At 47.8% G+C, this 12,951-nt stretch carries 9 protein-coding genes; 7 read left to right on the forward strand and 2 right to left on the reverse strand.

Annotated features, from left to right (window positions below; all coding sequences use genetic code 11):
* The first annotated feature begins 49 nt into the window (after positions 1 to 49).
* The 6 genes from MHH93_RS05550 to MHH93_RS05575 all read left to right on the forward strand — a co-directional run bounded on the left by MHH93_RS05550 (position 50) and on the right by MHH93_RS05575 (position 8,318).
* Entirely contained in the window at positions 50 to 1,867 is a 1,818-nt protein-coding gene (locus MHH93_RS05550; RefSeq protein ID WP_500053160.1) for a sensor histidine kinase, read from the forward strand.
* Positions 1,839 to 3,398 carry a response regulator transcription factor gene (locus MHH93_RS05555; protein WP_500053161.1) on the forward strand — a complete coding sequence of 520 codons (1,560 nt, stop codon included), beginning with the start codon at positions 1,839 to 1,841 and terminating at the stop codon, positions 3,396 to 3,398. The genes MHH93_RS05550 and MHH93_RS05555 overlap by 29 nt, the downstream gene beginning before the upstream one ends.
* Positions 3,399 to 3,514: 116 nt before the next feature.
* Complete coding sequence (locus MHH93_RS05560) at positions 3,515 to 4,429, forward strand: carbohydrate ABC transporter permease (RefSeq protein WP_091016954.1); 915 nt, start codon at positions 3,515 to 3,517, stop codon at positions 4,427 to 4,429.
* A gap of 5 nt (positions 4,430 to 4,434) precedes the next feature.
* Positions 4,435 to 5,274 (forward strand): carbohydrate ABC transporter permease, encoded by an 840-nt coding sequence (locus tag MHH93_RS05565; protein ID WP_500053162.1) that lies wholly within the window; start codon positions 4,435 to 4,437, stop codon positions 5,272 to 5,274.
* A 39-nt stretch (positions 5,275 to 5,313) separates the two neighbouring features.
* Positions 5,314 to 6,639 carry an ABC transporter substrate-binding protein gene (locus MHH93_RS05570; protein WP_500053163.1) on the forward strand — a complete coding sequence of 442 codons (1,326 nt, stop codon included), beginning with the start codon at positions 5,314 to 5,316 and terminating at the stop codon, positions 6,637 to 6,639.
* A 23-nt stretch (positions 6,640 to 6,662) separates the two neighbouring features.
* Positions 6,663 to 8,318: an MGH1-like glycoside hydrolase domain-containing protein gene (locus tag MHH93_RS05575; RefSeq protein WP_500053164.1), complete on the forward strand. Its 1,656-nt coding sequence runs from the start codon at positions 6,663 to 6,665 to the stop codon at positions 8,316 to 8,318.
* Between the two features lie 72 nt (positions 8,319 to 8,390).
* On the opposite strand, the gene MHH93_RS05580 is transcribed toward MHH93_RS05575, so the two are convergent.
* Positions 8,391 to 8,735, reverse strand: coding sequence for a hypothetical protein (locus tag MHH93_RS05580; RefSeq protein WP_500053165.1), 345 nt, complete (start codon positions 8,733 to 8,735; stop codon positions 8,391 to 8,393).
* Between the two features lie 123 nt (positions 8,736 to 8,858).
* Here MHH93_RS05580 and MHH93_RS05585 point away from each other — a divergent pair, with 123 nt between their 5' ends.
* Positions 8,859 to 9,281, forward strand: a complete 423-nt coding sequence (locus MHH93_RS05585; RefSeq protein WP_500053166.1) for a hypothetical protein — start codon at positions 8,859 to 8,861, stop codon at positions 9,279 to 9,281.
* Positions 9,282 to 9,479: 198 nt separating this feature from the next.
* Here the strand turns inward: MHH93_RS05585 and MHH93_RS05590 are convergent, their stop codons facing one another.
* On the reverse strand, positions 9,480 to 12,653 hold the full coding sequence (locus tag MHH93_RS05590; RefSeq protein ID WP_500053167.1) for a bifunctional cytochrome P450/NADPH--P450 reductase: 3,174 nt from the start codon (positions 12,651 to 12,653) through the stop codon (positions 9,480 to 9,482).
* Between the last annotated feature and the right edge of the window lie 298 nt (positions 12,654 to 12,951).

Here is a 12,951-nt window from a genome sequence, read left to right on the forward strand (position 1 = left end):
TTTTATAAATACTCTGCACGCAAGTTTACCCGGTAGAAGGAGGAAATTCATGTTCTTCTCTTTAAAAAACCGCCTGATTGCCTTTATCGTTGTCCTGTTTGTCCTCGCTTTTGGTACACTCTCCTACCTGCTCTTCAAAGAATCTCGCACGGTCATTCGCTCTTATATTGAATCCTCTGCTCTTGAGAAAATGGAGGAATACGGTTCATACGTAGACATGGTACAGATGCAAATCTATGATGTTGCCTCACTTGTTTTCAATAGTGATATGGGCAAGAACTGGGATAACGCGATCAGTGATCCTAACCTTCCGGAAGGAGAAAAGATGCTAGCCAACCTCGCGATGAGCCGTTTCCTCACTCAGGCAACCAACAGTTATACCAGTATCTCGGATGTATCCATCTATCGCCGGAATGGGCTACGAATTGGCAGCGAGAATCAGGTAGCATATGACCCCGCCTTTGTACAAGAATCCTGGTACACGAATTTCTATACATTGGGGGAACGCTGGTTACCTGCACACACCGATCAGCATGAACGTGTCAGAGATCATGGCAATCCGGTGGTCAGTCTGCTGATGCCCATTGGCACCTTTCATCATGCTACAGCGCAGAATGTCATGAAAGTGAATGTCAGTGAATCCTACTTTCTGGAACCGCTCCGGCGTATACATCTGGCGGAGAATAGCACTATTTTTCTACTGGGTGAGCAAGGAGATCCCATTCTGTCACAGCAGGTAGACGCGTTAGGTGCTGTAGCTACCGCAGAGATCGATCGGTTTCGAAACAGCCCACTCAAATCTGGTGTGGCATACCTCACTAACCATGAAGGACAGCGAGACATCCTTGTTTTCAAGAAACTGGGGCGTACCGGCTGGATGTTGGCGGGTCTGGCACCTGAAAAGGAAATGTATCTCTCTCTCCATAAGCTCCAAAGCACGATTGTGGTGGTGACAATGGTCCTGATTCTGGTCTCCCTCTTGGCGGCTGCATGGTTATCCCACGGTGTAACCAAACCTTTGACCAGACTGGTGCTGGCGATGAGACAGGTTCAACGAGGTGCTTTTGACCAAGCGGATTCACTTCTGCCTCCAGATAAAAATCTAAAGAGTGAGATCAGTTATGTCATCTTTACCTTCCGTTATATGATCAGTCAGCTGAGACAGCATATCCAGAATGAGTTCAAGTTGAAGCTGCTTCGCCAGCAAGCAGAGTATAAAGCACTTCTCATACAGATTAATCCACATTTTATGTTTAATACCTTGGAGCTGGTAAGCAGTCTTGCCATTCAGCGTAGAACGGATGATACGGTTCAGGTCATTGAGGATTTGGGAAAAATGATGCGCTTTTCCATTAACACCAATGATGATCTTGTTCCCCTAACCGAAGAACTGGATTATGTGCAGCGTTATATCTCCATCTTACAGACTCGTTTCGGTCATAAGCTCAACATTTCGATAACAAAGGAAGGCACACTGAACGCCTTGGTCATCATCAAGTTTATACTACAGCCACTTATTGAAAATGCAGTGAAATACAGCTTCCAGCATCAGACAACAGCTCAGGTCCAAATACGGATCAACCGGCTGTATGATCGTCTGCATATCCGCGTTTCAGACAACGGACCGGGTATTCCAGCAGAGATAATCCATAAAATGCATCACCCTGATGCTTCCCCCTCATTGGAATCCATATTGCTTAATGAAGGCTGGCATATTGGACTTGGCAATGTGATTGCTCGTTGCCGCCTGCATTATGGTGCCTTGTTCACGGTTCATATGATGAACGATGAGAGCAGTGGCGCATGTATTGAACTGACTCTACCCGTACAGGAGGAATATGATGTACAACGTATTAATCGCAGATGACGAGATTGAAGTTCGCGAAGGGTTGAAATTGAAAGTCGATTGGCACGGCATGGGCTTTGCCATAACAGGAGAAGCGTCTAACGGAATCGAAGCGGATGAACTTTTACAATCTGAACATTTTGACTTGCTGATTACCGATATGAATATGCCTGTCATGAATGGCGTCCGATTATTGGATGTCTGTCGCAGTTATAACCCTTCCATTCAGATTATCATTATTACGGGTTATGAAGATTTTCAATATGCCAGAGCAGGTGTCCGTAGCCAGGTCATGGATTATTTACTGAAACCTGTAACCCGGGATGAATTAAAAGCCACTTTAGGCAAAATCAAAGCGGATCTGGATGAACAACGTAAATTGCGAGGCGATTCCGAATTGTTGCAATGGCGACTCTCTCAGTATTACCGGGAAATGAAGGAACGTTTTCTTCTTGATCTCGTCAAAGGCAATCGCCTACCGCCTTCCTCCATGCCAGAACGGCTGAGATTGTTCCATCTCGAATCATGGCAGGATCAGAAGGTCTGTTTCATCACCGCGAGTATAAGTCACTCGGACAAGCAGGATCTTCGAGAAGATCGCTTACACGAGCACATGCATCTTCCTTTTGAGATGGTATGTTATGAAATCGCCCAGTCTGATTCAGACATTGTCCAGGTATTTCATGATCCGGCACACGCAGGGATCATGCATTTCATGACACCAGACGGTGTTCAACACGAATTCATCCAGCAGCTCGCGGAACTTACGGCATCCGTTTTTTCCATAAATATTAGGGTTGGGATTGGACGATCTGTATCTAGACTTGAGCACTGGAAAGAAGGTTATATCCATTCTCTTCTGGCTTGGAATTCAGCTGAACGGGCTGGCAGCGGGCTGAACCCTCAGGCAGGAACAGACTATAGTCCATTACTGCCTGAAGAAACGATACGTACGCTGCATCGCTGCCTCATTCGTGGGGAACTGGACTCCTTCCGCAGCATCATCCACAAGGAGATTCACGAGGCATTCCAGCTCTCTTCCTCCCGAATGACACGAAGTATTTTTCAAATTTCACTGTTGATGGATTATCCTATGGCCCCGGAATGGATACTGTGGCTTAAGACGCCAGATCAAGCAGAACGCTTATTAATGCAATGGGCTCAAGACTTCCTGGGTCGACAACTTCCTTCGGAAAATGGGGATGGAACGGTTATAGAGTCAGCCAAGCGATATATCGAAGAGAACTATATGCAGGAGCTCACGTTGACGTTACTCGCTGAACGATTCAACTATTACCCTACCTATTTCTCCGAATTGTTTAAGGAAGGGGCAGGTACCTCTTTTGTTCAATATGTGACGGGCGTTCGGATGAAACATGCCCTGCAACTCCTAAAGGATACCCAATTAACCGTATGGGATATTACTGAGCTGACAGGTTTCAGTTCCCCAAGTTATTTCAGTTCGAAATTCAAAAGAATGTTCAACATGAGTCCTTCAGACTATCGGTTGCAGCATTCCGAAAAAATCGATAACCATGATCCGAAGAAATAAGATTCAAGCATCTCCCCTTCCCCGGTATGATGTGGTTACCAAGTGAACGCCGCATGTTGTAAGCGGATTCACAGTGGGTAACCATGAATTTTATCCATGCAGAAGGGAGGCACATGATGAAAAAACAGACCAAGCCCTTATACGGTCAGCAGAATACCACAGCCTACTTGTTTCTTCTGCCCTGGCTGATCGGACTCTTCTGTCTGACACTGGGACCGATGATTGCGTCCCTATACTTATCCATGACCAAATTCAATCTGCTGTCATCACCGACTTGGACTGGACTTAGCAACTATGTTCACATCTTTACCGAGGACGATACCTTTCGCAGGTCCCTGGGGCTGACATTTTATTATGTCTTTTTATCCGTTCCCCTAAGGCTTGCCTTTGCTCTACTGGTGGCAATGGCGTTGAACAAGGGAATTCGAGCCCTCGGCATTTACCGAACCGTATATTACATCCCTTCCCTCTTGGGCGGGAGCGTCGCGATCGCAATCGTCTGGCGGCAACTTTTTGAGGGGAATGGATTGGTCAATCAGTTTTTAAGCTGGTTTGGTATCTCGGGACCATCCTGGATTGCGCATCCGGACTATGTAGTCTATACCATAATCACGCTATCCGTGTGGCAATTCGGATCTGCCATGGTTATCTTTCTTGCGGGTCTGAAACAGATCCCGGCAGACTTGTATGAAGCTTCCGATGTCGATGGAGCGGGAAAGATACGTCAATTTTTTGGAATCACCCTGCCCATGCTCTCCCCCGTTATCTTTTTTAATCTGATCATGAGCATGATCAATTCATTCCAGGCGTTTACACCCGCTTACGTGATCGGGGATGGTCGCGGAGGCCCACTTGACGCAACAATGTTCTATACCTTGTATCTGTATCTGAAAGGTTTCTCGTTCTTTGATATGGGTTATGCTTCGGCTCTGGCTTGGATCATGTTGGTCATTATCGGAGTATTCACCGCAATCGTCTTTGTTACATCCCGATTTTGGGTGTTCTACGGGGATAATCAGGAGGGGAGGTAATGCATATGCCAATCAAACGACAACTGGTTCAGGCCGGGAGACATACTGCCATTATACTCTTCGGTCTGCTGATGTTATATCCAGTACTATGGTTAATCCTCAGTTCGTTTAAACCGAACCATCTCATTTTCACCAGTGGCAGTCTTTTCCCAACCAGCTTCACGCTGGAGCACTATATTAATGGCTGGAAAGGTCTGCAGGGCATCTCTTTCGGCCGTTTCTTCGGCAACTCCGTGCTGATCTCGGTCATGAGTGTGCTGGGTAATGTGATCTCCTGTTCCCTCGCAGCCTTCGCCTTCTCCAGATTGAAATTCAGATTCAAAGGCCTGTGGTTCAGCATGATGTTGATCACGATTATGTTGCCTTACCATGTTACTCTGGTGCCCCAGTACATTCTCTATAATGAGCTTCAATGGATTAATACGTATTTCCCGCTGATTCTGCCTAAGTGGCTCGCGCAGGATTCCTTCTTCATCTTGCTCATGGTTCAATTCATACGCGGTATACCGCGAGAGCTGGACGAGAGTGCAACCATTGACGGTTGCGGGCAATCACAGATCTTTTTCCGAATCGTAGTGCCTCTGCTCGTTCCGGCACTGATTACAACAGCGATCTTCACCTTCCTGTGGAGCTGGGATGACTTTTTCAGCCAGATGATCTACCTGAGCAAAATTGATCTGTTCACCGTGCAACTGGGCATCCGGTCTCTCTTTGATCCCTCAGGACAATCCGATTGGGGCGCATTGCTCGCCATGTCCACCCTGTCACTGCTTCCCGTGACTATTATCTTTTTACTGTTTCAGCGATATTTCCTTGAAGGCATTGCGACAACAGGTCTGAAGTAACAACACGTTTCTCATTATCCATAGTCAGGGGGATTTACCATGTTCAAACGTTTCATGATCGGTATGATCACTTCACTTTTGTTATTTGTAACCGCTTGCTCCGGAACAGACCATACGGGTGCTAATGACGCAAGCAATGCTAATGATACTGGAACTACCGAGGGCGGACAGGTCGAACTGCGCATCATGTGGTGGGGTGACCAGAAACGGGCAGATATTACGAATGAAGCCCTGAAGATCTTTCAGGCGAAACATCCGGATATTAAAATTTCAGGTGAATTTGCGCCCTCCTCTGGATATTTCGACAAGCTGAATACTCAGTTGGCATCAGGCACAGCACCGGATATCTTTTTCCTCGGTGGAAATGTCGTTGATTATGCCAAAAAAGATGTCCTGCTCAACCTGGACCCATATGTTGGCAACGAACTGAATCTGGATGGTATGGATGAAACGATGATCGAATACGGACGTCTCGACGGGAAGCTGCAACATATTTCTGCCGGTGCCAACGCACGGGGAATTGTTGTTAACAAGGCACTCTTTGAGAAAGCCAGCGTGCCTTTGCCAGCTTCGGATTGGGACTGGGCGGACTATGCCGCCATTAGCAAGGAGTTGTCCGACAAGCTCGGAGACGGCTTCTATGGAACGTACAATTTTACCGTCGATGGAATGGATATTTTTCTGAAACAACGGGGTAAACAGCTATATGACATGAAAAACGGCACACTCGGATTCACCAAGGAAGACATTCTGGAATGGTTCCAGTATTGGGAAAAGACTTCGGCATCCGGCGGTGTAGTCACACCGGAATTGCAGGTTTCCAACCCGCATGATGATACCAGTAAATCCCTGTTGATCACAGGCAAAGCAGCCATGACTCTACTGCCATCCAACCAGCTCGCTGCATTCCAGAGCTTGACGGAAGATCCTTTGGTTCTTCTCCCTGTACCACGAGGTCCTAAGGGAACGGGTGTTGTATTTGAGTCGAGTCAGGGATTATCCGGGTATGCCAATACCAAACATCCCAAGGAAGTGGCAATGTTAATGGACTTCTGGATTCATGATCCGGAAGCAGCCAAAATTCTCGGTAATGACCGCGGCGTGCCCGTTACGGAAGCCAATCGTAATCTTCTTCAGGAAGGTGCAGGTCCTGTGGAAGAGATTGTCTATAACTATACGAGCCTTGTCTCCGAAGCTACGAAGACTGAACCTTTTGACGTAAGCTACAACCCGCCGGGATTTGCAGAGTTCTCCAAGTTAGCTCAGACGACGAATCAGGAGATCGGATTTGGACGAAAAAGTGTGGAGCAGGCTGTCTCCGACTTCTATAACGGGACCGTTCGCATCTTTGAGTCGAATCAATAAGCAGAAGCTGTGAGGAGGAACATATGACAGAAGAGATACTGAATCGTCTACGCAACATGTCGATCATGGATCAAGTTCAGCCAGTTAAACCGGAAGATCAGCAGTTATTACAGGAATGGCATGCGTCGGGTGTCCGGTTTGCAGCATCGGGCGGACGAATGGAAGCTACGTATTATGCGGCAGTGGAGAAATTGCTTGCTTGCATCCTGCCCATGGGAGACAGAGATCCCATTTTACAAGAAGGTGGCATTTATCTGGGATGTTGGTTAGAGAGTACAGGTACCATCAACGCGGAGCTGCTGTCTCGTCTGCTGCCTTCCGTATCCGAAACAACGTACCTCGCATTAACCGAGCAGCAAAGAGATGATGGATTGCTTCCGTATAAACTTACGGTAAACGGTCCTTCTTTCCGGCAAATCCAGTTAGTAACTCCACTGGCACGCAGTGTATGGAACCACTATCAGCTTCATGACAATCATGGTAAGAAGTCACCTTTCCTGAATACCATGTATAAGGCCATGGTTCGTTACGATGAATGGATTGCACGCCACCGTAATACCCGAAGGACCGGCTGTGTAGAGGCCTTCAGTACGTTTGACACCGGACATGACTTATCCCCCCGCTTCTGGCATGTTCCGGATACACCTTATATGAATGATGCTTCTGCCTACCACCGGGATTCTCCGATTCTGCCTTTTCTGGCACCGGATCTGACCGCCAATATCTATTGTCAGCGCATGTATCTGTCCCGCATAGCTGAAGAACTGGGGGAATCAGGAACGGATTGGAAAGCAAAAGCCGAATCCAGCCTGGAAAGTCTCTTCCGTTATTGTTACGACGAACAGGATATGTTCTTCTATGATCGGGATCGCAATGACGAATTGGTCAGAGTGCAATCTGATGTGTTGCTCCGCGTGATGGCCTGCGAGGTGGGCGACCGTGAATTGTTCGATCATCTACTGCGTCGGTACTTGTTGAATACAAGCAAGTTTTTCGCTAAATATCCTTTTACATCGATTTCAATGGATGATCCCCGATTTGATCCCTTTTCCTCCTATAACAGCTGGGGAGGGGCATCCAATTTCCTGAGTCTGATTCGGGCACCACACGCATTTGAGTATCATCATCGATATGTGGAGCTAACCTGGGTAATGCAGCCTATCTTGTCCGCTCTGTCCAAAGATAAGCGATTTGGTCAGGTACTCAGCCCGTGGACCGGAGAACAAGGTTTTACCGAGACTTACTCACCCTCCATCCTCTGTCTCCTCGATTATGTGGAGCGACTATGCGGAATTATGCCTGTTGGATCGAATCAGCTCTGGTTTACCGGACTGCTCCCCATCGATATGGATCATGGTGAGGTCGTATCTGGCAACACGGCTTATAGCCGTAAGGTCCTTGGAGTAGGATATGAATTGGTCAACACTCCGGATCGCATGACGGTATATCTGGAAGGCAAAGTTCATCTGGATGGCCCGTCAGGGATTCGACTGGTGACGGATCGTAGTGGACATCTGGAAGCCGTTATTGGAATGAGCGTCCGCACCGTCGAGGGAGATCTCTTCTACCAAGGAGAGCGCATTCCGATTCGGATCAAAGGAAATGAAATGCAGCGTTATGCTGATGGCAATTTGAAAACCGAGCGTGATATTGGCATCATCCATCCTACGTATCGTTAATTGTTGTTATACAAAAAGCGCAAGTTGCGAAGGCTTACTGCCCTGCACTTGCGCTCTTGTATTTCTTTATTTCTACACTTTCCGGTTCCAGGCCGGGTGACGATAAAATTCTATCGTATCAATATAATTCACCGTGAAATGCTGTTCTACATCCGAGAGGTTCAACAGTTTGCGGTCAATTTGCTTCATCCCCATGACCACATCATGTCTTAGCAGGTCCATCGCAATTTTGCCTACAAACCCGCCTTCCATTTCCTTATGCTTGGCACGGAACTCTTCATTGTAGATCAGTTCAGGTGTGAATGCCGCTTCGACGAATGCATTAACGAGTGTAAGCTCATTGCCATCGATCTGTACTGCCAGATAATAATTGCCACGCTCATCCTGAATGAGGTCTTTATACATTTCTACGATCATGTGAATCACTCCTCTATTATAAAAGAAACCCCGTTAACCGTAACGAACATGGGCTATCAAACGCACACCTTCCTACCCCGTTCCTTCATATACTAGGTACAAATGGCGAACGGAGGAATACTTATGAGCTGGCAGCATCTCCATACGGGAAAAACACTTCAGCAGCGTCTGGCAGAACTCCAGGGGCACCTTGCAGAACTGAATACTCCACTCTCCGGGTTGGAACCGGGACGTATTCGTCGTGTCTTTCCAAAGCAATTTATCAAAGTAAACCGTCAGTTATTCATTCCACTCAGTCTGAATTCCATTCGGGTATTCGATATTCCTCGAACACGGCGAGGCGTCAGAGTGGGAATCCGCACGACGTTCCCTTCCTGGAATGCATTTAACAATATCAGACTGGTGGGCGTGGGACTGGATTATCTTGAACTTCAGGGAAAAGGCAGAGTCCCTTCCCGTATTCTATTCCCTCTCTCCAGCGTCGAGTCGATCTATCGACCTGCCACTGGAAGAAAAAAACGGAGACGACCTTGCAGGCGGAAGTAAAGCTGGTTCTTTTCGCAAGCCATACAATGGTTCCCACACGTTTGCATACGGGTGCTCCCTTCCAATAGTTCATTATACCCCATGCAACCACTCCTCTGCTGAAGAATCATTTTATGTCAAAAAGCGGTGAGAACAGAACTGCTTCTGTATCTCACCGCTCAGTCAGTTACGGATCAGGCTGACCCTTCCATGTGTACATCAGATACCTGTCCATACGTCCTTGGCATAACGACCTTCCTGCTGAAGCTGATCAAGCCAATCTGCTGCTTCCTGCGCGGATTTGCCATGAATTTCAGCGTATGCCTGCTGAAGTGTGGCTTCCACATCAGGTGCCATCTTGCTGCCATCACCACAGATATACAGATGCGCACCCTCTTCAAGTAAAGGAATCAGATGCCGGGCATCGTCTCTCATCAGATGCTGTACATAACATTTCTCTTCCCCGTTCACTCGGGAGAACGCCGTATGAAGCTCGACAAGCCCTTCTTGTTGGGCTGCTTCCAATTCATTTTTGTATAGATAATCATGCTCGGGATTCCGGCATCCAAAGTACAGATGGGCTTCGCCAACCTCTTGACCCTGTTCCTTCAACACATGTCTTGCTTGTATAAAACCACGGAATGGGGCAACGCCTGTACCCGGCCCTACCATGATGACAGGAACCTGTGCATCTTCCGGCAGTTGGAACCCGGATTCCGGTGTCCGCGTGAACATGACGATCTCGTCACCTGACTTCAGATTAGCCAGATAGTTAGATGCGATACCTCTGTATTCTCCCTGTCCACTCCATGCCGGTGCACGTACTACACTGACCGTAATACTCGCTTGCTCGGGCTGAACACGCGGTGAACTGGAGATCGAATAATATCTGGCTTTCAGTGAAGGCAGTAATTCAAGGAAGCGCTCAAACGGCAGTTCGCATGCCTCATACTTCACTAGATAATCCAGCATGGATATCCGTTTATTGCGCACTTCATCCATATACACAGATTCATCAAGCAGTGCTTCAAGCTCTTTCTTATGCGGTGGACATACGGTGTATGCTGCCATTTCTCTCAGCTGCGCACGAGTTGCCGCCTCCTGAAGCTCAACGCTGTGACTGAGCAGGTCATACAAGTTAACCGGTTGATGTAGCGGTAGATGTGCCGCACTCCGACCCGATGCGTCCAGAACCAGATGCTCCGTTCCCGTAAATCCATACCGACGAAGTACACGTTCCACCAGGTCCGGTGGGTTCTGTGGCAGAATACCCAGATGATCCCCTTCCTTGTAGGTTATGCCTTCAGGCAATTTAATCTCCAGGTGACGTGTGCTACGTTCACTTCCCGCGTCGTGAAGCTCTCTGTTCTCGAGCACTTCTGCCACATGTGCATCATACGTATCCGCAAGCGGTGTTACGGCGAGTCCGCTGACAAACTGTACAGATAGTGAACTGCGTTCGCTATTGGAGCTTGTATTTAGCTTAAGTCCCATGGTTCGTGCGAGATCCGGCCATAATTGCTCTGTCCAATCCCCCACTTGCTTCTCGAAATCACCGCTAGCATCTGACTCACCCAGCGGTGATAACCGCTCTGCTCCTCTGGAAGATAACTGTTCATCGATTAGACGCGGAATACGCTGATAGGTGCTGGCCCAGTTTTGGTCACCGCATCCAAGAACGGCGAAACGCACCCCTTTGAATTCATTGGCATCGGCGTGTTCAATCCACTCGACAAACATCTTGGCATTACTTGGCGGCTGACCATTATAGGATGCACTGACAATAATAACGGCACCATCCTTCGGCAGTTTACCAACGCGATCATCCAGCGCAGCGACCTCACTCCGGAAACCCTGATATCTGGCGGTATCCGCAATTTCACGAGCAATGCCTTCAGCGGTACCCAGATTGGAACCGTACAGAACAAGCATTGGTGTATGATGGGCATTGGCCGCATCCGGCTCTGTTCTTTTGGCAACTGGCTTTGGTTCTTCGACCCCTACACCCGGAACGGCCATGACTGGCTGCCCCCCACGTGCACGTACACGAATGGTGAAGTTATCCGGTTTGAGCGTCAGCGTTTCTTTCACCTTTAACTGATAATCGGAATGATCGATGAAGTCAAAATGCTTGAGCACCATGCCTAGTACCAGCGTTGCTTCCTGAAGTGCAAACTGCTGACCAATGCAGGCCCGTTGACCGTTACCAAAAGGTTTATAGGCATCATGCGGCACTTTGCTCGGATCTTCGAACCGTTCCGGGCGGAATTCCTCTACATCGTCTCCCCATGCTTCTCGGTCTCGATGCAGCTTGGGAATAAGCACACTGACGCTGTCGCCTTTTTGCAACGGATATTGACCCGAAAGTACTGTGTCCTCTTTTGCATATAGGGAAAATGCCGGGGCCGTCGGCCACAACCGCAATGCTTCGTTCAAAACCATACGAACGTACTTCAGATTGCGAACCTGGTTGTACGTGGGAACCGGATCTTTCAGTATCTGATCCACCTCAGCTTGGGCTTTAGCCAGCGTATCCGGATTCTTCATCAGATAATAAACGGCGAAGGATAACAGTCCACTTGTGGTCTCATGTCCAGCAATCAGGAATGTAATGATCTGATAACGGATGTTCTCATCATCCAGCGTTTCTCCTGTCTCCGGGTCCTTGCCGCTGAGCATGTGGGACAACAGATCATCTGCCCCTTCCTGCGGTTTCTCTTTACGCTCGGCAATAATGTGATCCACCAACGAGAACATGGAACGGATATCCTGTTCAAACTGTTTCTTTTTGGTGATCATCAGCTTGTCTTGCAGACGCAGTCGCTGCAATGAACTCATGGATTCATCCAACGCACGAACCATGCTCGTAATGAATGGATGTGGTTCTTCCCGGTAGAAGCTGTTAAATCGATAGTTGAAACCACAGAGTCCAATCGTGTCCAGTGTAAGACGTGTCATGTCATCCGGAACGTTAACCGTCTCATCCGGGTTCAAACGTGACCATTTCTGAACCAGCTGCACCGCCAGATCAATCATTTTGTTGTGATATCCCTGCATGGCACGTTGACTGAAACTTGGCAGCAGTACGTTATGGGCTTTTTTCCAATTCGGTTCTTCGGTCCAACTCGTGAATAGTCCATCTCCTGCAAAAGCACGAACCTTCGCAAGGGGTGCCCACACACGTTTGTCGAATTTGGATTCATCCGTTACCTCGGCGACCAGTTCGCGACCGGAAATATACAATTCACTCCGGCCCGGGTATTCCATACGAAAGATCGGACCATATTCTTCAGCCAGTTTCACCAGCGATTGCACCGGCTCTTCAAAGTTCAATTGCGGCAAATTGCCCAGCGGGCCAAATGTTTTCGGTTGAGGCACTGAAATTGGTGGCATGACGCTCACTCCTTCTTTCCAACTTAAGAGTTTTTACAACTAAAAATAATGACTGGATTACATGCGAAACTGCACTTAACCTTCGGATCGCACTTAACCTTCAATTCAACAGACTCAAGTTATTTTTTGCACAATTTCATATTTCATCCAGATAACGTTAAAACGTTGAAGAACTAACTGACCAAAATGGTATATTGGTCAGTTTTAATTAAAAAAAATGGATGACCTCGTTATCTTCTTTTACCCTAACATTTCCAGTTCCAATCTTCAACAGTCCCAAAGTCATAGGACCTCAGGA

It is taken from the genome of Priestia sp. FSL H7-0729, assembly GCF_038005685.1.
Lineage (GTDB): Bacteria > Bacillota > Bacilli > Paenibacillales > Paenibacillaceae > Paenibacillus.